Raw genomic sequence first — 20,462 nt, 5'->3', positions numbered from 1 at the left:
GTGGTAGAGCACAACCTTGCCAAGGTTGGGGTCGCGAGTTCGAATCTCGTTTCCCGCTCCAAAATTCGCTCGACAAGACAGGTCGCGAGCTGGAGCGCCAGCCCGGCCGTATCTCGTTTCTCGCTCCAGAATTCATCTCGCCCCTCTCCCTGATCATGTTCTGCCCAGATAGCGTGACAAGGGATTGTTTTTTCGATGATCGCCCGCATCTTTAGTGTCCTAATTTTCTTTGCCGAAGGGGTATTCGATGGCCGAACCGGCGCTCTCCATTCGTGGGCTGACCAAGGTCTACGGCAATGGTTTTCATGCTCTGAAGGGCATCAACCTGGACGTCGCGCAGGGCGACTTCTTCGCCTTGCTGGGCCCCAACGGGGCCGGCAAGTCCACCACGCTGGGCGTCGTCAGCTCATTGGTGCAGAAGAGTGCCGGCACTGTGTCGGTGTTCGGTATCGATATCGACCGCGACTTCGCGCGTGCCAAGTATCATCTCGGCGTGGTTCCCCAAGAGTTCAATTTCAACCAGTTCGAGAAGGTCGAGGATATCATCCACGCCCAGGCGGGCTATTACGGCATGCCGATGCGTGACGCCAGACCCCGCGCAGAAAGTCTGCTCAAGGACCTCGGTCTGTGGGAGAAGCGCAAGGGCAGCGCGCGAATGCTCTCCGGCGGCATGAAGCGCCGCCTGATGATCGCTCGGGCGCTGATGCATCGGCCCAAGCTGCTGATTCTCGACGAGCCGACGGCCGGGGTGGATATCGAGCTGCGCCGCAGCATGTGGGACTACATGCGTCGCATCAATCGTGATGAGGGCACCACCATCATCCTCACCACCCACTATCTCGAGGAAGCCGAACGCCTGTGTCGCAATATCGCGATCATCAATCACGGCGAGATCGTGCGCAATACCACCGTGCGTGAGCTGCTGGCCGAGCTCAACGTCGAGACCTTCCTACTCGATCTGGCCGCACCGGTGGCCGAGGCGCCACGTCTTGCCGGGTTCGAGGTCGAGAGGGTGGAGAGTCGTCAGTTGGCGGTTTCGGTCAAGCGTGGCCAGCAGCTCAACGATGCCTTCGCACAGCTGACCGAGCAGGGCCTTGAGGTGGTGTCGATGCGCAACCGTTCCAACCGGCTTGAGGAGATGTTCGTCTCGATGGTTGCCGGCGCCAATGCCGATCGCGATGTGGCGCGGGCGGCAGAAAGCATCGACCTTGGCGATGCTGGTGCCAGGGCCGAGCGGCAGGGGGCGCGCCCATGAGTGCGTTGCAGATCGCCGTCGCCCTGTGGACCCTGGTGAGCAAGGAGGTGCGACGCTTCACACGCATCTGGCCTCAGACGCTGCTGCCGCCCTCGATCACCATGACCATGTACTTCATCATCTTCGGCAACCTGATCGGCGCGCGGATCGGCGACATGGATGGGTTCAGCTACATGGACTTCATCGTGCCGGGACTGATCATGATGTCCGTGATCACCAACAGCTACTCCAATGTCGCTTCGTCGTTCTTCTCCAACAAGTTCCAGCGCTCCATCGAGGAAATGATGGTCTCGCCGATGCCCAACTGGGTGATCCTTGCCGGCTTCATCTTCGGTGGCATGGCACGTGGGCTGGGCGTGGGGCTGATTGTCACCCTCGTCTCGCTGTTCTTTACCCGCATCAGCGTGACGCACCCGCTGTTGACCATCGTCGTGGTGGTGCTTACCGCGGCGCTGTTCTCGATTGGCGGTTTCATCAATGCGCTGCTGGCCAACAAGTTCGATGACATCTCCATCGTGCCGACCTTCGTGCTCACTCCGCTGACCTACCTGGGTGGCGTGTTCTACTCGATCTCGCTGCTGCCGAACTTCTGGCAGGGCATATCGATGCTCAATCCGATTCTCTACATGGTCAACGTGTTCCGCTATGGCTTCCTCGGCGTCTCCGATATCCCGGTGGGCTGGGCGCTGGCGGCGATAGTGGCCTTCATCGTGGTGCTGTTCGGCATTGCCTTGGTGATGCTGGAGCGAGGCAAGGGGATTAGAAGCTGATGAAACGACCAGAAACACTCGAGCATGCGCCGTTGGGACGCGATTCCGCCTATCCCGAACAGTATGATGCGAGCCTGCTGTTTCCCATCGCTCGGGCTGCCAATCGCGCGCCGCTGGGCATCCGTGACGACGCCTTGCCATTCATCGGTGCCGATGAGTGGCACGCCTTCGAGCTCTCCTGGCTCGATGGCCGTGGCAAGCCGATCGTCGCCGTGGCGCGCTTCCGCCTGCCCGCCGAATCGCCCAACCTGATCGAGTCCAAGTCGTGGAAGCTCTATCTCAACAGCTTCAACCAGACCCGCTTCGACTCCCGCGAGGCGGTACACGACACTCTGATGCATGATCTGTCACGGGCAGCCGGTACACCGCTCTCCGTCGAGCTTTTCGATGTCGATGACGAAGCGCTTGCCACCCAACGGCTGCCCGGCGAGTGCGTCGATGGACTCGACGTCGAGATCAATCACTACACGCCATCCCCAGCACTGCTCAAAGTGGGAGATGAGATCGTCGAGGAGACGCTGCACTCCCACCTGCTCAAGTCGAACTGTCCTGTGACCGGTCAGCCGGACTGGGGCAGCGTAATGATTCGTTATTGCGGTCCTAAGCTCGTGCGCGAGGCGCTGCTCAAGTATCTGATCTCCTATCGTCAGCATCAGGATTTCCATGAACACTGCGTCGAGCATATCTTCTGCGACCTGATGGCCTACGCCCGGCCCGAGCGCTTGCTGGTCATGGCGCGCTACGTGCGCCGCGGCGGGCTGGACATCAGCCCTTGGCGCGCTACCCCGGGCGAGCGACCGCCGGCATCGCTGCGTCTGGCGAGACAGTGACCCGACGCGGTAAGCTAGGAGACATTCCGTTACTCGTGCGCTGAAAGGAGATGCCAGATGGACGCCTTAACGTTGCTGCACGAACGCAGTTCCATGGGAAAGCTGATAGGGCCGGCGCCTTCCGTTGCACAGCTCGATACGCTCTATCGCGCAGCGCTGCGGGCGCCCGATCACAAGGAGCTGACGCCGTGGCGCTTCATCGAGTTTTCCGGCGAGGGGCTTTCCCGTCTCGGCGAGCTCTTTGCCGAAGCCGACTACCGTGACGACCCCTATATCGGTGACGACAACCTTGATGCGGCGCGCAAGAAGCCATTTCGCGCCCCCATGGTGATTGCCGTGATTGCCCGCGTCACGCCGGAGCTCCCCAAGGTACCGCCGGTCGAGCAGATCATCTCGGCTGGCTGTGCTGCCCACTCCATCCTCCTGGCGGCCTATGCCCAGGAGTTGGGCGCCATGTGGCGAAGTGGTCGCTACGCCTTCAACGACACGGTGCGCAAGGGACTTGGCCTTGACGAACACGACGAGATCGTCGGTTTTGTCTACCTCGGGCAGCCGGGCGGGCGTCACAAGCCACTGCCCGAGCGCGATCCTGCCGACTACCTCGAACGCTGGAACTGATCCGATGCGCCAGACAGGAGAGCACTATCCGCGCCTGCCCCTGCCTGAGAGAGGCAGTATCGACGATCTCGTCGCGTTCCAACGCTGGCTCGAACAGGCGATTCCACAGGTCGAGCACCTGGGTATCTCCGCCATGCGCTGGGAGGGCGGTATTCTGACCTGGCAGCTCTCACTCGAGGCCAGTCTCAACGACAAGGGTACCGGCTTCGGCGGTGCCCTTGCCTCCCAGAGCGCGCTGATCGGCTGGTGCTGGGCTACCCTGTGGCTGCGCAGTCTAGGACGCAACCAGGATGTGGTCATTGCCGAGGCCAGCCAGCGCTTCCGCGCGCCGGTGCGTGGCGACTATCGGTTTGTCTGCCGGCCACTGGACGAATATTCGGCTCCCACGCTCGCACAGCGTCTCGACGAACGCGGCAAGGGGCGTATCACCTTGGTGCAGCATCTCTATTGCGATGAAACGCACTGCATGGAAGCGTGCGGTGATTACGTCATTTTGCCTGGTCAGTGACGTTGCGATCTCGATCCGGCGCCGAGAAACGGCTTGCAAACGCGGGCTTAGCTCGTTACAGTATGCGCCGTTCCGTCAGCCAGCGATCTCGACATAAGTAGCGCTACCTGATGGGATGACAATGCGGAGAGGTGTCCGAGTGGTCGAAGGAGCACGCCTGGAAAGTGTGTAAGTCGAAAGGCTTCGAGGGTTCGAATCCCTCCCTCTCCGCCACAGAATATCGAAGGGGAATCAAGCAATCGCTTGGTTCCCCTTTTCGTTTTCAAGCCCTGCCTGAAATCAACGCGCCCGGCATGGGTCAGGCGTGTTGGATATCTGACTTGCGTTTAGTGGTAGATCAGGAAGCTCTCTGCATTGAGCCACAGGTGCATCGCGACGCTTGCGATATAGCCAAGGGCAATGACGGGTGCCCAGCGCAGGTGGCCCATGAAGGTATAGTTGCCGCGGGCCTGGCCCATCAGCGCCACGCCGGCCGCCGAACCGATGGAGAGCAGGCTGCCGCCGACTCCAGCGGTCAGGGTGATCAGTAGCCAGTGGCCATGCGACATCTCCGGCTGCATGGTCAGTACCGCGAACATCACCGGAATGTTGTCGACCACGGCGGAGACCACCCCCAGGGCGATATTGGCCCAGGTGGCATCCCAGCCGGCATAGAGTGCATCGGAAAGCAGGCCTAGGTAGCCCATGAAGCCAAGGCCGCCCACGCACATCACTACCCCGTAGAAGAACAGCAGGGTATCCCACTCGGCCCGCGCCACACGATTGAACACGTCGAAGGGGACCACGCTGCCCAACTGCTTTAGCTTGCGCTCATCGCCGCGCTGCGTGTAGCGGATGCGCTTGCGCTCCAGCGAGCGCGGTAGGCTGACGGTAGTAGCCGAAGAACTGCAGATACCCAAGGCCTGTCATCATGCCCAGTACGGGGGGAGGTGCAGTAGGGCATGGCAAAGCATCCTGATGGAGGGGAGAAGAAAGCTGATGCGAATATAGCATGGTGGCGAGGAGGGACAGCGAGCCGTAGGCATGTGTCATGCAGATATATCATGGCTTTGAAGGGGAACGGTCAGCAAAATGTTGAAGCTGTCGGTAATCTCTTACGAAATCGCATAACCTGGGTTAGCTCGCTGATCAGCTTAAGCTGTCACTCTGCCTGGGTAGAGCAAGGAGCGCTCATCAGGGAAGACCGAGCATGGAAGGCTCGATGTATCAAGGATGCACGAACAGGATGTTCGTGGAGAGCATGATAGGGATGCAACGATTAAAGCCCGGCCTTATGGCCGGGCTTTTTTATGTCTTTCATTCGCCTCCTCTTCAGATCGCCTAGCGCAATTATTGATGCATTGACACCTGTCGGCGTTTTACTACACCTAGTAGTAGGTTCACTGAGGTGCCTGCCTTATGACGGTAGTGACCATCGTGGCGCTACCAGAGCGCTATTCCGCTTGGGACGGTCTATCTCTACCTAGCGGGCAGGATACCTGACAGTCCGGTAATTCAACAGGGAGTTGCTATTCATGACAATCAAGCTGCGTGACATGGTAGTCGTTATCACCGGTGCCTCGAGCGGTATTGGACGTGCTACCGCGCATGCCTTTGCGCATGCTGGCGCCACACTGGTGCTAGCCGCCCGGGGAGAGGCTTCCTTGAAGGAGACGCTTCGGGAGTGTGAGCGCTTGGGAGGGCGGGGTATCGTCATCCCTACCGATATGGGCGATGCCGATCAGGTGGAGCATCTGAGCAGTGCCGCCGTCGAGGCCTATGATCATATCGACGCATGGGTGAACAATGCAGCGGTCACGCTGTTCGGGCGACTGGAGGAGACGCCACGCGAGGCGTTCGAGCAAGTACTGCGAACCAATCTGATCGGTTGCGTCAACGGCTCACGTGCTGCCATTCGGCAGTTTCGCGAGCAAGGGTCCGGACGCTTGATCAATGTCTCTTCCATGGTGGCTCATTCGGGACAGCCCTTTACCAGCGCTTATGTCACCTCCAAGTGGGGAATACGGGGCCTCTCCGAGTGCCTGCGGATGGAGCTTGCCGATGCGCCGGGCATTACCGTATCGACCATTCTCCCGGCCTCCATCGACACGCCGTTATTCCAGAAGGCCGCCAACTACACCGGCAAGCCGGTCAAGGCAATGACGCCGGTATACCCTCCCGAGCAGGTCGCTGCCACTATCGTGCGCAATGCAACTCACCCCTGCCGTGAGGTTTTCGTCGGCAACGCCGGCCGCATGATGGCACTACTGCGCACGTTGATGCCGGCGCTTGGCGAGAAGATGATGCAGCAGAAGGTAAGCAAGGATCACTTTGCCGAAGGCCTGCCCATCGAAGCGAATGCCGGCAATTTGTTCGAAACGCAACCCTATTACGATGCCGTGCGTGGCGGTTGGCTCGAACGCGAGCATGGCGCTCAGAATGGCAGCGTGGGAAAGGGGCTCGCCCTGGCCGCGATAGCCGTTGCGGTACCGCTGGTCTTCTACGCTTGCCGCAAGCGGCATGCCTAAAAGATCGCCTACTGCTCTTTCCCACCGTCTTCAGGAGGATTCCATGCGACCTAGTGCTCCGTCCTATATCGCCGACTTCGACTCCGCCACTGGCATGCTGCGTGCCACCTCGAACTTTCTCAATGGCAAGGATTACCCCGCACTTGGCAAGACGCCGCTGTTGGGATCACTGGTGCCGGCCGTAAACAAGCTGCCACAATCCGCTCGTGAACAGGTCTTTGCGCTAGGCGGTGCCATGGAGGGCCATGCCGCACCCAAGCTCGACCAGATCAATGCCGAGCGAATCGCCGAGTGGGTGACGGCGCGCTATCCCAAGCGCCGTCATCAGGCGGTGATGATCGGTTCCGCGAGTGGTGCTATGACGCATCTCGCGGCAGCCTTCGATATCCCTTGGCTGCCACAAACCTTCTTCCTTCCCGTTCGCCATCTAGGCGGGGACAACGACGACCCTAAGGGGGCACTGGAGTTCGGCAAGAAGTATGGTCCCAGGCTGCTTGAGGCCAATCCCGAGTTGCAGCTTCACCATATGCACGACGCCAATCAGGACCGCTTGATGGTGGAGTACATGGATTATTTCAGGGTCAAGCGCCTGGTGCTGGGCAAGGCCTACGAACACTTCCTGAAAACTCATCTCGAGCCCGGCGGTACCATCATCGTCGTCGAATGTCAGCGTAAATGGCCGACGAAACGGCTCGGTGAGCGCCACTTCTTTCAGCATGGTGCATTGGGTGGGGCGACCGAAGAGGAATTTTATCAGGGTAGTGAACGCGTCGAAGAGTATCTCGAGCGCTACGACTCGCCGGTGCGTCGCTGGGATTCGCCGGAGCCCGACGGAGAGAGCCCGGAGGCGGAATGGGGCTTCGAACCGGCGCTGCGCGACGATATCCTGCGTTTCGCTGCCCAACAGGGGTACAAGGTGAAGCGGCTGCTCTTTACCGAACCGGATGACCTGAGCCCGCTGGTGGCCGATTTTTATCGCGACTGGTACCGCGAGCGTGGCATGAAGTCCAACCGCTTGCTGGTGGAGTCGTTCATCATGCTCGAGCCCTACTGGGCGCTGCGCACCGGCTCGGTACCTTTCTGGATGAAGTTCAATATGGAGCCCTCGGCCAAGGCCATCGAGCATTATCTCGACAGTAGCGAGCCGTACGATGAGGTCAATCTGATGCTGTTCAACAACGGTGTCGAGGCGGTGGGATTCCCACCGATCGAGCGCTGGAAGGGGGTTCTGGCGCGCGCCAGCAAACGCGGACAGTTCATTGGGGTGAGAGAGGATCTGCACCCCCGCGATTTCGGTTCTCTGGGTCGTTACCACACTGAGCTCAAGCGCAAGGTGGCCGCGCGCTATCCATTGCCCGGCGCGTTGCCCCTGCAGAAGCTCGTTGACTATCTCGAGCGTGCGCAGGGCAAGTACAAGGTGCAACTCCTCGATGCCGAGTAGCGAAGCCGCTGCATGAGACGTTACGATCAGCTTGTCGATAGCGAATCGTGACTGGAACGTGACCGATGTTGCAACGACGTCTGACAGTAGTGGTAGTGGCGACGATAGTGCTTTGGCCAATCGCGGCGCTGGCTGACACGCCCAATCTCGCACCCGGTGAGTGGGAGTTCACCAGCATCGCGACGGTGATAGGTGATTTTCCGGTGCCCGAGTGGACTGGGACCCACACTGCCTGCCTCACTGCCGAGGCGATCCACGATGCCCACTCAGACAGGCTGGAGCATGAACAGGGATGCGAGTTCCTCGAGCGGGAGGCTGGCGCCGATGAGATGACATATGTCATGTCGTGCCAGAGCGACGAGGGCGAACTCATGATCATGGGCGAGATGCGCTTCCAGCAGGATCGCTATGAAGGCACCACACGCATACAGACTGCGACCCCAATGGGCGACATTACCATGACGACGCTCATCGAAGGTCGGCGGTTGAATGACTGCTAGGCTCGCCTAGGCGGGTAGCCCGCATTAACGCATGCTTAGTTCTGCTTGGTCAGTGGTACCTCGTTATGGTGATCGTCCGTCTCCTGTTGCAAGCGACGTTGCACGTCGCCGGGCGAGCCGGTATGACGTGCCAGCAGATCGTAGGCTACCGGTACCACGAGCAGCGTGAAGAGCGTCGCCGCGGCTACACCGCAGAAAATCACCGTGCCAAGCACCAAGCGGGTTTCTGCGCCGGCACCGCTTGAGATGATCAATGGAATGGCACCGGCCATGGTGGTTACCGCCGTCATGATGATTGGCCGCAGGCGGGTGACCGAGGACTCGACCAGGGCATCATGGAAGGCCACGCCCTGGTCCCTGAGCTGATTGGCGAACTCGACGATCAGGATGCCATTCTTGGCGGCAAGGCCGATCAGCATGACCAGCCCTACCTGACTATAGATATTGAGTGTCTGCCCCGTGAGATAAAGCCCCAGCATGGCGCCGCTCATGGCCAACGGCACCGTCAGCATGATCACGAAGGGATGCACGAAACTCTCGAACTGGGCCGCCAGCACCAGGAACACCACCAGCGCGCCGAGCAGCAGCAGGTAGGTGGTGGCACCACTGGCCTCCATATAATCCCGCGAGGAACCGGCCAGGTCGGTTTGTGCCTCCGGTGGCAGGATTTCGGCGGCGTTCTGCTCCAGGTACTCCAGCGCTTCTCCGAGCGGGTAGCCGTCGGCCAGGTTGGCTTCGATGGTGATCGAGCGGATTCGATTGAAGCGGTTGAGCGTGCTGGGCCCGGCGTAGTCGCTCAGGGTGATCAGGCTTGCCAGCGGGATCAGCTCGCCGCTGCGACTCGAGCGCACCTGAATGTTGTCCAGCGCCCGAGCACTGCGCTGGGAACTGCGATCGCCTTCGATGATGACATCGTACTCTTCGCCGTCATCCACGTAGGTGGTGACGTTGCGCCCGCCCAGCAGGGTCTCCAGGGTGCGGCCGATTTCACTGAGTGTGACACCGAGATCCGCCGCGCGCTGATAGTTGATCTCTACTCGCAGTTGCGGCTGGGTCTCTTGATAGTTGCTATCCACACCGGTCAGGTTGGGGTTGTGGTCGCGAATATGCGCGAACATCATGTCGCGCCAGTGAGCCAGCTCCTCGTAGGTGCCGCCGCCGAGAACGAACTGCACCGGCTTTGCCACGCGCTGGCCGAAGCCCTGTCGCATCACCGGTACCGCCGTGACCCCCGGTAGGCCGGCGAGCTGCCCACGGACGTCGGCCATGATCTCCCAGGCGCTGCGTCGTTCGCTCCAGTCGGCAAGGTTGATGATCGCGAAGCCGTTGTTGAAGTTCTCGATATTGCCAAAGCCGCGGGGGGCGCGTACCACTACCCGTTCCAGCTCACCGGAGGCGACCATCGGCTCCAGGCGGGTTTCTATCTCGTCCATGTAGTCGAGAATGTAGTCGTAGGTGGCGCCTTCGGGACCGTTGACCATGATCATGAAATTGCCCCGATCCTCCTGCGGTGTGTACTCGTTGGGCAGCGTGCTGGCGATCCAGGCGGTGAAGGCCAGCGTCGCCACGAACAGGGCCACCACCAGTAGCCGCAGCTTGAGCGCCTTGAGCAGCACGGCGCGATAACCGCGCTGGGAGACGTCCAGCACCTTCTGCACGGCGTGAGCCATGCGGCTCTCGTGCATGTCCGCGCGTAGAATCTTCGAGGCCATCATCGGTGTCAGGGTCAGTGCCAGCAGGCTCGAAATCGCCACGGCTGCCGCCAGGGTCAAGGCGAACTCGGAAAACAGACGGCCGATATCGCCCTGCATGAAGCTCAGCGGCACGAAGACCGCGATCAGCACCAGGGTGGTGGCAATCACCGCGAAGGCGATCTGCCGGGTGCCCCGAAACGCGGCCACGAGTGGCGTCTCGCCATATTCATGCATGCGCCGATTGATGTTCTCCAGAACCACGATGGCGTCGTCGACGATCAGGCCGATGGCCAGAACCAGTGCCAGCAGCGTGAGGAGATTGATCGAAAACCCGAGGACAGCCAAGGCGATGAAGGAGCCGATCACGGCGATGGGTACGGTGACGGCTGGGACCAGCGTGGTACGCAAATTCCCCAGAAACACGAAGATCACCACCACCACCAGGCCCATGGCGATGAAGAGTGTCATCACCACTTGCTCGATGGCGCCGGCAACGAACAGTGAAGAGTCGTAGTTGAGCGTCAGCTCCATCCCGTCCGGCAGGATGTTCTGCAGGCGCTCCATCTCCGCGGTGACGCCTTGGGAGACCTCCAGCACGTTGGCGGTGGACTGTTTCATGATACCCAGCCCAACCATGGGAATACCGTTGGCGCGAAATATCGAGCGGTCATCCACCGAGCCGATCTCGACCCGCGCCACCTCGCCAAGACGCACCACATGGCCATCCTCGCCTCGGGTCAGTGCCAAGGAGCGGAAGTCGTCGGGCTCGTTGAAGCTGCGCGGCAGGCGTACGATGAACTGTCGCTCGACGGACTCGATGGAGCCTGCCGGCGATTCGACGTTCTCGGCGCGCAAGGCATTCTCCACGTCGCCTACGGTGAGGCCGCGTGCCGCCAGGACGTTGCGGTCTATCCATATACGCATGGCGTAGTCGCGCCCGCCGCCTACCCGTACCCGAGCCACACCGGGCTGCACCGAGATTCGATCGACAAGGTAACGGTTGGCGTAGTCGGTCAGCTCAGGGATGGAGTACTCCTCGCCAGAGAGGCTCAGCCACAGGATCACGTCTTCACTGCTGTCGGCCTTCTGTACTTCGGGAGGGTCGGCTTCATCAGGCAGGTTGCGCAAGGCGCCGGAGATACGGTCACGAACGTCATTGGCGGCGGCGTCGATGTCCATCTGCAGGCCGAATTCGATTTCGATCCGCGAGCGGCCATCCTCGCTATTGGAGGTGATCAGCTCGATGCCCTCGATACCGGCGATGCGGTCCTCCAGCACTTGGGTGATACGGGTCTCCACCACGCTGGCAGAGGCGCCGGGGTAGCGGGTGTCGATGCTCACCACGGGGGGATCGATGGCGGGGTACTCCTGAAGCGGCAGACGCTCCAGCGCCAGAAAGCCAAATGCCACGATCAGCAGCGTCAAGACGGTGGCAAGCACCGGTCGCTGAATGGAAATGTCGGATAGACGCATCAGACCTCTTCCTCTCGGTCAGGCTGGGGGCGTGCCTGCTCGAGAATTTCGCGGATCGACGTCGCGTCGCTGGCGATGCCCAGCAGCTTGATCCGTTCGCCGTCGCGTACCCGCTGCACACCATGGCTGACCACCAGTTCACCGCTCTCGAGGCCTTCGACTATCTCGACCTGCCCCGCGCGGCGCTCACCGATGCGCACTTCGCGGCGGGCGATACGGTGCTCGTCCGTCTCATCGATGACCAGCACGTGCTGGCGCTCACCGCTGGGAATGATCACTGACTCGGGAACGACGACGGTCTGTCGTGGACGCCGTTGTAGTATCACCTCCATCAACATGCCAGGACGCAGATGTTGGTCCGGATTGGCCAGTTCGGCGCGCACCGACACGCTACGGCTGACAGGATCGATCCGTGAGCCGACACTCTCGATGACGCCTTCGAAGATCGCATCGGGGAAGGCAGCACTGGTGGCGGTAAGGCGTAGGCCGGAGTAAAGCGCGGCAAGATGCACCTCGGGAACCCTGAAATCGAGCTTGACCACATCGAGCTTGTCGAGTGTCAGCAATTCCATGCCGGGGGTCACCAGCGCTCCGGGGCTGATATTGCGAAAACCGACCACGCCATCGAAGGGGGCGCGTATGCGGTGGGCGGCAAGGCGAGCCTGGATCGCTTCGATCTCCGCCTCGACCTGGCGCAGGCGAGCCTGATTATCTTCGACATCGGCACGCGGCGCCAGGTTACGGGACTGCAGTTGGGCCGAACGATCGAGGGTATTGCGGCGCTCGTCGCGCAGCGCCTGGGCGGCGCGCAGCTGAGCCTGTGCTTCGCTGTCTTCCAGGCGCACCAGCAGCTGGCCGGCTTCGACCTCTTCGCCATCGTTGAAGTTGAGTTCGCTGACGATCTCGGTGAGCGTGGAGGAGAGCGTAACGCTTTCGTCGGCGCGTAGGGTGCCGAGCGCTTCGAGCGGGTCCGACCAGGTGCGCTGTTCGGCTCGCGCGCCAATCACGGCGGTTCGATCGTCGGCCAGTGCGGCCTGTAGAGAGAGTTGCACGATGGCGAGAAGAGCAAGCAGTACAAGGGGCCGGCTTGCACGGCGCAAAGATGATCGGGGCATGGTGTCTCGTCGAGTCGAATTCGGACAGTTCTTATCCAGCGTACTGCGTCACCCAGGCTATATGCTCATGGCTCGCCAAATGTGACAAGAATACGGTTTTTTGCCGTGTTTCACATGCTCTGTGTCTGGGAAGTGTGATCTTGCTGCCGGGCGGTGACGACGTGGCAAGGCGGGGTTGCTAGAATGCTCGCCCTGACGATGAGATGGACGGGAGCCAGAGAGTCATGACCTACGATGTGACGGTCATCGGCGCCGGTGCCGCTGGCCTGATGTGTGCTCTGACTGCCGGTTATAGAGGACGCCGGGTACTGCTGCTGGATCACGCTAACAAGGCGGGCAGAAAAATCCTCATGTCCGGTGGGGGGCGCTGCAACTTCACGAATCTTGCCACCGATCATCGCCACTTCTTCTCGGCCAACCCGGCCTTTGCGATCTCGGCGCTCAAGCGCTATCGGCCCGAGCATTTCGTTGAGCTTGTCGAGCGCCATGGCATCGAGTATGTCGAGAAAGCGCCTGGGCAGCTGTTTTGCGCCGAGTCGGCCAAGGATATCGTCCAGCTGCTGCTGACCGAGTGCGAGTGGGCAGGGGTGGAGATGCGCCTTGGCACGAGCGTGACCTCGCTTGAGCGTTGCGGTGACAGTATGCGCTTACAGACCTCGCGAGGGCGGGTGGAGACGGGTGCAGTCGTCATCGCAACCGGCGGGCTATCGATCCCCAGCATGGGCGCGAGCGGTTTCGGTTACGACATCGCCCGCCAGTTCGGCCTGCCGGTGACCGAGACCCGCCCGGCGCTGGTGCCGTTCACGCTGACCTCGCACTGGAAGGCGCGGGCAGGCGAGCTTTCCGGTCTTTCCTGCGAGGTGAGCGTTCACTGCCTGCATGCGGGCAAACGCCGTGGGGCCTATCGCGAACCGATGCTGTTTACCCATCGAGGTCTCTCTGGGCCCGCCATGCTGCAGATCTCCAGCTACTGGCAGCCGGGCGACGAACTCGAAATCGACCTGATGCCGGGCCTTGAGGTAGTAAAGGCTCTGGCGACTGCGCGCAGGGAGACGCCCAAACGTCAGCTCGCTACCTGGCTGAGTGAGCGCTTACCCAAGCGTCTGGCCCAGGCGATGGGCGAGTGGTATGGCGAGACGCCGGTGCTGGCCGATCTTTCCAACGCCCAGCTAGAGCAGTGGGGCGAGCGGCTCAACGGCTGGCGGGTAAAGCCCGCCGGTACCGAGGGGTGGCGAACGGCGGAAGTGACGATGGGGGGCGTCGAGACCTCGGCGATCTCGTCGAAGACATTCGAAGTGAACGGCTTGCCGATGTTGCGATTTATCGGCGAAGTGCTCGATGTCACCGGTGAATTGGGGGGATACAACTTCCAATGGGCCTGGGCTTCCGGCGTGGCGTGCGCCGAGGCGGTCTGACGACCGGTGACGATTGAGGCTAGCGCAGCAGCCGTCTGGCCCGCCGGAACAGCAGCACGCCCGTCAGTATGCGCTTGCCGACACGCAGCAGCGAGCGGGGTTTTCGGGCACTACGCAGCATCAGAAAGCCGCCAATGCCGAAAAGAGGCGCCTTGAAGCGCTGAAGATGGTGCCAGGAATTGTCGACGCTGTGACTCGCATCGTGCCATACGCTCGCATCGAGCAGCATGTCGATACGCTGCTGTTCGATGCGAGCCTCGAGCTCCACCTTGCGCTGCAAGCGTTGCTGGCGTTTGGAGACACGATTATTGCTCACGCGACGACTCCAGCAGTTTGCGGTCGGTGACAAGATGCTTGAGCGTGCTCTTGAGCAGGGTGCGACGCTTGGCGAGCTTCACCACCCAGGCAGCCATGCCGACACCGCCGAGCAGGAGTACCGCACTGCAGATGGCAATCGCCTCGAGACGGTGGGTGTCCCAGAAGAGGGCCACGACGAATAGCGTCAGTACCGCCAGCCCCAGCATCAGCAGTGTCACACTGATAGCCGCGAGCAACAGCAGCGTGATCATCCGGGCACGCTCTTCTTCAAGCTCGACGATGACGAGACGCAGGCGCGTCTCGCTAGTGCTCAGAAGGGTAAGAAGTAGCCTTTTGGTAGCGCCGAACAGACGTTCGGCCGGTCCTTGGCCCTGTTCCATCAGCTGCGCCCAATCAGTAATCCAATAACGACCCCGACAGCAGTCCCGATCCCGACGCTGGTCCAGGGGTTGGAGTGAACATACTTGTCACAGGCGCTGAATTGATCGACCACCTGATCGCGTGTGTCATCGTAGAGGTGCTCGCCGCGTTCGCCCAGGCGCGAGCGAGTTTCGCGCAGGCGCTTCTCGGCACGCTGTCGGAGCTCCTTGATGTTGCCGCGTGAGTCGTCAGCGGTTGCACTGACCAGATCCTCGATGGTCTTGGTCAAGTGGTGCAGATCGGCCTTGAGCTGCTCGGACGTGGACTCAGCGTTCGATTTACGGAATGCCATTGGGTCTTCCTCTGACGATGAATGACGACCTCAGCATAGCAGGAACCTTAATGACTTCAACGCCTGCTGGCGAATCAGCGATCTCGTTCGCTGGTCGTAAACAGCGGATTGAGACTGAAGCCGACACTGAAACGATGCTGATGCTGGTCGTAATCGATCATGCTTTCGCCGTAGCCATAGTGGTACTGCACCATGCCGCGTACATTGCCGAATAGCGGCCAGGTGTAATTGATCTGTGTTCCCATGTTGCCGGCGCTGGGATTGCCGCGCACCATCAGACTCGCTTCATGATCATTGCCGATACGGTGCGCTACGGTAATGTCGCCATAGCCCATGTAGCGCTCTATGTCGGGATTGTCGTCATCACCATCCGACTCCGGAATGCGCCAGTGCGGGGCAACGGAGACGGCCCAATCGCCACGGATGAATGCGCTCTCCAGAATGAGGCGATTCCAGCTGCGTGACAGCGGGTCTGAGCGACCGTTGGACTGGTGATTGAAGTAGATCCGGTTGTTGATGTTGGTCCAGCCGAGCAGGCTCCAGTTGCTGTCGAAATCGAGGAAGACCTCCGGCTCGTAGTTGGTTTCGCGAAACGGTGAGGAAGCGTCGGTATTGTAGGCTTGCCACCAGCTGCGCTGGGTATAGGCGAAGTAGAGATCGCCATTGTTGCCAAAGATGTCTTCGACGAGATTGAATTTGGCGCTGACCTGGAATTTCACCTCGATATCATCCGGTGAAGAAGCGTCGGTGACGTCGCGAAACGCCGTGGTGTTGGGATTCGAGGTATGACTGAACGGCAGCACGTAATTGAGCCGGTGGGTGGTGAGTGAAAATGGGTTGCGGGTCGACTCGCGCTCGAGCTGTCGACGCTGGGTCAACTCCCTCTCTACCTCGGGAGGAAATTCATCGGCTTGCCGTTCACCTTCGCCTTGAACTTGTGAAGTGCGCTCGAGGACCCGCTGCCGTTCGAGCTGCTCCTGAAGCATTTCCATTTCGCTATTCAGGGCTTCGATGCGCGCCTCGATCTCGGCGCTCCCCGTATTGGCATTGGCCAGGGAAGCAGAAACCAGTGTCAGAAGCGCCAGAGAGGCAGCGGCAGGGCGAAGCGAGGTCATGATGGGTACCGAAAAGGGTAATGGAGCACCGTTTCTACCATGCCGCCCGGCCAAGTCAACTGGGCGTGCTTGGTTTTGCACGACGGATGATTGTCACGCCAAGCCAGAGAGACAGAGAATTGCCGTCAAGCCAGATAGCATACGCAGACGAGGAGTCGCGTGAAAAGGTCAATGAATATCCATCGTCTCGCTGCGTCCGGGCTTGTCGGCTATCTCTATCGATACGCTCTTTCGTGCCTGCTGCTATGGCTGGTTGGGGCGTTTGCTCCTGCAAGCGCCGCTGACGATCTCATGTCCGAGCGCGAGGCGCTCAATCAGCGTCTTCAACAGCTGCAGGCTGCCGAAGGGGATCCACCTCGAGCGGCGCCAGCAGCTGGCTATCCTCGATTGCAGCAGCTTCAGGATCGTCTGGCTGAGGTCAATGCCCAGCTACTCAATGCCCAGACGCTGCCGGAGCGCGCCCAGCAGGCCATTGCGGCGGCCATGCAGAGTGCCGAGCTGAGCCGTCGAGCGGTGGATGAGCTCGAGTCACAGGGACTCGCCGCCGATGAGCCGCGGCTGGTAAGGCGGCGAGTCGAGCGCAGGCTTGCTGAATTCGAGCTGCTTTATCACCAGCGCGAGTTAAGCACGAATACTCGACTGCGCGAGCTGGCCCAGCAGCGTCGCGACCTGCTGTCTCGCCAGGTCGAGGCTCAGGAGACGCTGCTGGCCATGCTGCAGAGTGTCATCGACCGCCAGCGTCGCTTGCTTTCCGAACAGGCGATTGCCGATGCGGCGCGCGACGACCCCCTGATCGCCGCCGGACATCCCGTACTTGCGCGTGCTCAGGAGATCAACCGCGACCTGAGTCTCGAACTGCTGCGTGCCACCGACCGTACCAATAGCCTGGTGCGCCTAGGGATCGAGACGCGCCGCGAACTCGAGCAGGTCCGGCAGATTCAGCGCAGCCTCAACGAGCAGATCGAGACCATCCGTGGCAGCCTGTTGCTGTCGCGAATCCTGCGTGAACAGCGCCAGTCATTGCCCCAAGTCGACATGCGCCGCGACCTGCAGGAGGAGATCGCCGTGGCGCGAGCTACTGCCCGCACGCTGGCAACTGCTAGGGCCCCGTGTACTGATCGGCGTGCCGTTGCTGCTGCTGGCCGTGGGCCTGCTCTGGATGCGGCGTCGCATCCGTGCCAGGTTGGCGCAACTGCACGAGCAGATCGGCCGCTTCAGCAGCGACAGCCAGACGCATACGCCCAAGGCGGTACTGCTCAATGCTCTGCTGGCGGCGCCTGGGCCGCTGGCGATGGCCGCCGCCGGCACTGCTGCGGTGGCGGGAGGCGAGGGGTTGGCCGTTCTGTTCGGCGAGGCACTCTGGCATCTGGCCCTGGGCTGGGGAGTCATCGCCTGGGCACGACGCTTGTTGGTGCGTGAGGGGGTGGCATCCAAGCACTTCCTGTGGTCGCCGGAGTACGTGGCCCGGTTGCGCTGGCTGTTGCTGGGATTGGGGGTCGCGCTGATTCCCGTGCTATTGATTGCCACCGTGATTCGCGGGGTCGAGGTCAACCTCTCGTCGCGGCCCGTGGCGCTCGCCTCGATGCTCGCCGGTCTGCTCGGTATGAGCGTGCAACTGGTCAGGTTGATCACGGCGCATACCCCCTTACGCTGGGCAATCTCACCGGTACGGTGAGCCGTATCCGCATTCGGGCAACGACGGTGACTGATTTCGACCGCAAGGAGATCATCATCCCCAACAAAACCTTCGTCACCGACCAGCTGATCAACTGGTCGCTGTCGGACAACGTGACGCGTGTGGTGCTCAATTACCGCGTAGCCTACGGCTCGGATCAGGCCCTGGTGCATAGGCTACTGCACCAGGCCGCCGACGAGAATGGCCGGGTCATGCGCGATCCCGAACCCCAGGTGTTCTTCATGAACTATGGCGACAGCACCCTCAATTTCGAGTTGCGGGTGTTCGTCAACAGCCTGGGCGATCGCCTTTATGCCACCGATGAGATCAACTGCCGGGTCGGTGAGCTGTTCGCCGAACATGGCGTCGATATCGCCTTCAACCAGCTGGATATCTGGCTGCATCGTCCGGATGGGGTCGCAAAGAAGGTGAGTAGCCTTCCCTCTGGTGCAGTGATCCCAGCACATCCCGGTCCCGGGGCCAAAGGCGATCCTGGCGATTTCCACGACCTGGGCTCGGACTCGGATTCGCTCGATGGCGAAGGCGGTAGCGAAGGACGCTGAAGAGAGGAGGAAGGCCTAGGCTTGTCGCATTCTCCCGCCTGAAGGCGGGCATGGAGAAGAAATTCGCGATTGCCGTCTCCGCCGAGTATCGGGCTGTCGCTCCACTGCAGTATCTGAAAGCCACTCTGCTCGGCGCAGTGCCGAATGCGCGCTTCCACCTCGCCATGTAAGCTCGGGTCGGTGACGACGCCCCGGGCATTGACCTTGCCCGGTCCGACCTCGAACTGTGGCTTCACTAGTGACAGTAGCTCGCCCCCTGGCGGCAGCAGTTTCGTCAGCTCGGGCAGGATCAGTGTCTGGGAGATGAAGGAGACATCCATCACCGCCATGCTCAACCCTAATGGCGCATGTCGGGCAATGGCGTCGTTCAGGCGTGGCTCCCTGGCCATGGCACGGGCGTTGAGCCCCTCCAGGCAGGTGACGCGAGGATCGCCGCGCAGCTCGGCATCGAGCTGACCATGGCCGACCTCGATGCCGATGACATGCAGTGCTCCAAAACGTAACGCGCAATCGGTAAAGCCTCCGGTCGATTGGCCCACATCGAGAATCAGCTGGCCATCCAGGCGCATGCCAAGGCGCTCCAACAGTGCCTCGAGCTTGAGTCCGGCGCGCGAGACATAGCGCTCCTCGGGATCTTCCGCTACCTGCAGGCACGTATCGTCCGGCAACTTCTCGCCGGGCTTGGTCAAGATTCGACCGCTGTCCTGCAGGCTGATCCGGCCGTGGCGAATCAGGCGTTGCGCCCGTGCTCGAGAGCGCACCAGACCCTGAGTGACAAGCAGTTGATCGAGGCGGGGCATAGCGGATCCATGGCATTAGTGAGGCATCATTATAGCGCTGGGAGGCCATCACGACTCCAGTCGTGCAATACTGGGTTTGATTAGCTGATTAACGAAGACGACATAAGGAAGGAGAGAGGCGTGACACAGGCCGCGGCACGGTCATTGGCAAGGGCGCTGGCGCTTGGGACGGTGGGTGGTATGGTCTTTCAGCTGTCCGGCCTGCCACTGGCCTGGATGCTGGGTCCACTGGTGGCGAACCTGATTGCCTCGGCGCGAGGGGTGGATGTTGGGGTGCCGGAAGGGCTGCGCGAGACATTCCTCGGAGTGATGGGATTGGTTCTAGGCAGCCAGGTCACGCCACAGCTGGCCGAGCGCGTGATTGATTGGCCGCTGTCGGCATTGCTGCTGCTGCTCGGCGTGGCGGCCTCCACGACGGCCGCGGCAGCCTGGTATCGTCGCTGCGGGTTCGATCCGGTGAGCGCCTGGTTCGCCTCCGCGCCCGGTGCGATGACGGCGATGATCCTGCTTGGCGACAAGAGCGGTGGCGACCCGCAGCGTATCGCCATTGCCCAGTCACTGCGCATCATCTTGGTAATCCTGCTGTTGCCACCGCTGTTCTGGGCTTGGGAGGGCGGCGCGGTAGCCGGGCTCGAAACGCCACCGCCCCAGCATCTTTGGATGCTGCTGGCCGTGCCGATAATGATTCCACTGGGCCGCTGGATTCGCCTGCCAAGTCCGTCGCTGCTGGCGCCGCTGCTTTTCGCGGCCCTCCTTTCAGGGGCTGACATTGCCAGCCTGAAGTTGCCCGACTGGGGCATGAACGTCATGCTGTGGGTGCTGGGGAGCGCCATCGGCTCGCGTTTCCACGGACTATCCCGAGGCCGGCTGGGCAAGTACGTGTTCCAGGCGGTGGTCGCCACGCTGGTCGCCCTTCTGGTACTGGCGGTCTTTGCCGAGGCGATACACCAGTGGCTGGGCGTACCACGTGACGTGGCACTGCTGGCGCTGGCGCCGGGAGGTATCGGCGAGATCGCCATTCTCGCCGTGGCGCTGGATATCGATCCGGTCTTCGTTGCCTTCCATCACCTACTGCGCATGATCACCCTGATGGCCTTCGCTCCGTTTTGGGCGCGTTACCTGCAACATCGCTATTCCGACCCAGGCTGACTAT

19 protein-coding genes, 1 tRNA gene and 3 pseudogenes are annotated in these 20,462 nt (G+C 61.3%); 14 read left to right on the top strand and 9 right to left on the bottom strand.

Annotation, left to right across the window (positions count from 1 at the left end; translation table 11 throughout):
- Window positions 1-209: hypothetical protein (locus HJD22_RS17715; protein WP_217267790.1), on the bottom strand; the 209-nt coding region annotated here is incomplete at its 3' end.
- A 38-nt stretch (window positions 210-247) separates the two neighbouring features.
- On the opposite strand from HJD22_RS17715, the gene HJD22_RS17665 reads away from it, so the two are divergent.
- From HJD22_RS17665 to HJD22_RS17640, 6 genes are all read left to right on the top strand, one after another.
- Entirely contained in the window at window positions 248-1,255 is a 1,008-nt protein-coding gene (locus HJD22_RS17665; RefSeq protein ID WP_208654678.1) for an ABC transporter ATP-binding protein, read from the top strand.
- The gene (locus HJD22_RS17660; RefSeq protein WP_208654677.1) at window positions 1,252-2,025 is read left to right on the top strand and encodes an ABC transporter permease; all 774 of its coding nucleotides are present in this window, start codon (window positions 1,252-1,254) and stop codon (window positions 2,023-2,025) included. Before HJD22_RS17665 ends, HJD22_RS17660 begins: the two co-directional genes overlap by 4 nt.
- Window positions 2,022-2,855: an NADPH-dependent 7-cyano-7-deazaguanine reductase QueF gene (gene queF / locus HJD22_RS17655; protein ID WP_208656796.1), complete on the top strand. Its 834-nt coding sequence runs from the start codon at window positions 2,022-2,024 to the stop codon at window positions 2,853-2,855. The genes HJD22_RS17660 and queF overlap by 4 nt, the downstream gene beginning before the upstream one ends.
- A gap of 57 nt (window positions 2,856-2,912) precedes the next feature.
- Window positions 2,913-3,473: a nitroreductase family protein gene (locus HJD22_RS17650; protein ID WP_208654676.1), complete on the top strand. Its 561-nt coding sequence runs from the start codon at window positions 2,913-2,915 to the stop codon at window positions 3,471-3,473.
- 4 nt (window positions 3,474-3,477) lie between these two features.
- Window positions 3,478-3,981 (top strand): YiiD C-terminal domain-containing protein, encoded by a 504-nt coding sequence (locus tag HJD22_RS17645; protein WP_208654675.1) that lies wholly within the window; start codon window positions 3,478-3,480, stop codon window positions 3,979-3,981.
- A gap of 125 nt (window positions 3,982-4,106) precedes the next feature.
- Window positions 4,107-4,194, top strand: a tRNA-Ser gene (locus tag HJD22_RS17640).
- Window positions 4,195-4,307: 113 nt separating this feature from the next.
- Here HJD22_RS17640 and nhaD read toward each other — a convergent pair.
- Window positions 4,308-4,934 (bottom strand): annotated as a pseudogene (gene nhaD / locus HJD22_RS17635) (sodium:proton antiporter NhaD); the annotation flags it as partial.
- Between the two features lie 561 nt (window positions 4,935-5,495).
- Here nhaD and HJD22_RS17630 point away from each other — a divergent pair.
- The 3 genes from HJD22_RS17630 (at window position 5,496) to HJD22_RS17620 (ending at window position 8,429) form a co-directional block, all read left to right on the top strand.
- Window positions 5,496-6,488, top strand: a complete 993-nt coding sequence (locus tag HJD22_RS17630) for an SDR family oxidoreductase (RefSeq protein WP_208654674.1) — start codon at window positions 5,496-5,498, stop codon at window positions 6,486-6,488.
- A gap of 43 nt (window positions 6,489-6,531) precedes the next feature.
- Window positions 6,532-7,929: a hypothetical protein gene (locus HJD22_RS17625; RefSeq protein ID WP_208654673.1), complete on the top strand. Its 1,398-nt coding sequence runs from the start codon at window positions 6,532-6,534 to the stop codon at window positions 7,927-7,929.
- A 65-nt stretch (window positions 7,930-7,994) separates the two neighbouring features.
- Window positions 7,995-8,429, top strand: coding sequence for a DUF3617 family protein (locus tag HJD22_RS17620; protein WP_208654672.1), 435 nt, complete (start codon window positions 7,995-7,997; stop codon window positions 8,427-8,429).
- Window positions 8,430-8,464: 35 nt separating this feature from the next.
- Here HJD22_RS17620 and HJD22_RS17615 read toward each other — a convergent pair whose 3' ends face one another.
- Both HJD22_RS17615 and HJD22_RS17610 read right to left on the bottom strand, forming a co-directional pair.
- Window positions 8,465-11,596: an efflux RND transporter permease subunit gene (locus tag HJD22_RS17615; protein ID WP_208654671.1), complete on the bottom strand. Its 3,132-nt coding sequence runs from the start codon at window positions 11,594-11,596 to the stop codon at window positions 8,465-8,467.
- Window positions 11,596-12,711: an efflux RND transporter periplasmic adaptor subunit gene (locus tag HJD22_RS17610; RefSeq protein ID WP_208654670.1), complete on the bottom strand. Its 1,116-nt coding sequence runs from the start codon at window positions 12,709-12,711 to the stop codon at window positions 11,596-11,598. The genes HJD22_RS17615 and HJD22_RS17610 overlap by 1 nt, the downstream gene beginning before the upstream one ends.
- Window positions 12,712-12,935: 224 nt before the next feature.
- On the opposite strand from HJD22_RS17610, the gene HJD22_RS17605 reads away from it, so the two are divergent.
- The gene (locus HJD22_RS17605) at window positions 12,936-14,126 is read left to right on the top strand and encodes an NAD(P)/FAD-dependent oxidoreductase (protein ID WP_208654669.1); all 1,191 of its coding nucleotides are present in this window, start codon (window positions 12,936-12,938) and stop codon (window positions 14,124-14,126) included.
- Window positions 14,127-14,145: 19 nt separating this feature from the next.
- On the opposite strand, the gene HJD22_RS17600 is transcribed toward HJD22_RS17605, so the two are convergent.
- The 4 genes from HJD22_RS17600 to HJD22_RS17585 form a co-directional block, all read right to left on the bottom strand.
- Entirely contained in the window at window positions 14,146-14,442 is a 297-nt protein-coding gene (locus HJD22_RS17600; RefSeq protein WP_208654668.1) for a YqjK-like family protein, read from the bottom strand.
- Window positions 14,432-14,824: a phage holin family protein gene (locus tag HJD22_RS17595; protein ID WP_208654667.1), complete on the bottom strand. Its 393-nt coding sequence runs from the start codon at window positions 14,822-14,824 to the stop codon at window positions 14,432-14,434. The genes HJD22_RS17600 and HJD22_RS17595 overlap by 11 nt, the downstream gene beginning before the upstream one ends.
- Window positions 14,824-15,156, bottom strand: a complete 333-nt coding sequence (locus tag HJD22_RS17590) for a YqjD family protein (protein WP_208654666.1) — start codon at window positions 15,154-15,156, stop codon at window positions 14,824-14,826. Before HJD22_RS17590 ends, HJD22_RS17595 begins: the two co-directional genes overlap by 1 nt.
- A gap of 74 nt (window positions 15,157-15,230) precedes the next feature.
- Window positions 15,231-16,271 (bottom strand): phospholipase A, encoded by a 1,041-nt coding sequence (locus tag HJD22_RS17585; protein WP_208654665.1) that lies wholly within the window; start codon window positions 16,269-16,271, stop codon window positions 15,231-15,233.
- A gap of 171 nt (window positions 16,272-16,442) precedes the next feature.
- On the opposite strand from HJD22_RS17585, the pseudogene HJD22_RS18160 reads away from it, so the two are divergent.
- The 3 genes and pseudogenes from HJD22_RS18160 to HJD22_RS18150 form a co-directional block, all read left to right on the top strand.
- Window positions 16,443-17,078: pseudogene (locus tag HJD22_RS18160) on the top strand (hypothetical protein); the annotation flags it as partial.
- A 352-nt stretch (window positions 17,079-17,430) separates the two neighbouring features.
- On the top strand, window positions 17,431-17,946 hold the full coding sequence (locus HJD22_RS18155) for a hypothetical protein (RefSeq protein WP_340163058.1): 516 nt from the start codon (window positions 17,431-17,433) through the stop codon (window positions 17,944-17,946).
- Window positions 17,947-17,972: 26 nt separating this feature from the next.
- Window positions 17,973-18,509: a hypothetical protein gene (locus tag HJD22_RS18150; RefSeq protein ID WP_367947653.1), complete on the top strand. Its 537-nt coding sequence runs from the start codon at window positions 17,973-17,975 to the stop codon at window positions 18,507-18,509.
- Between the two features lie 44 nt (window positions 18,510-18,553).
- On the opposite strand, the pseudogene HJD22_RS17570 reads toward HJD22_RS18150, so the two are convergent.
- Window positions 18,554-19,309 (bottom strand): annotated as a pseudogene (locus tag HJD22_RS17570) (TlyA family RNA methyltransferase); the annotation flags it as partial.
- A gap of 120 nt (window positions 19,310-19,429) precedes the next feature.
- Here HJD22_RS17570 and HJD22_RS17565 point away from each other — a divergent pair.
- Window positions 19,430-20,458 carry an AbrB family transcriptional regulator gene (locus HJD22_RS17565; RefSeq protein ID WP_208654663.1) on the top strand — a complete coding sequence of 343 codons (1,029 nt, stop codon included), beginning with the start codon at window positions 19,430-19,432 and terminating at the stop codon, window positions 20,456-20,458.
- The last annotated feature ends 4 nt before the right edge of the window (window positions 20,459-20,462 follow it).

The sequence above is a fragment of the Halomonas sp. TA22 genome, assembly GCF_013009075.1.
Taxonomy (GTDB): domain Bacteria; phylum Pseudomonadota; class Gammaproteobacteria; order Pseudomonadales; family Halomonadaceae; genus TA22.
Note: the sequence above shows the minus strand (reverse complement) of the source record. Positions and strands in the feature narration are given on the sequence as shown.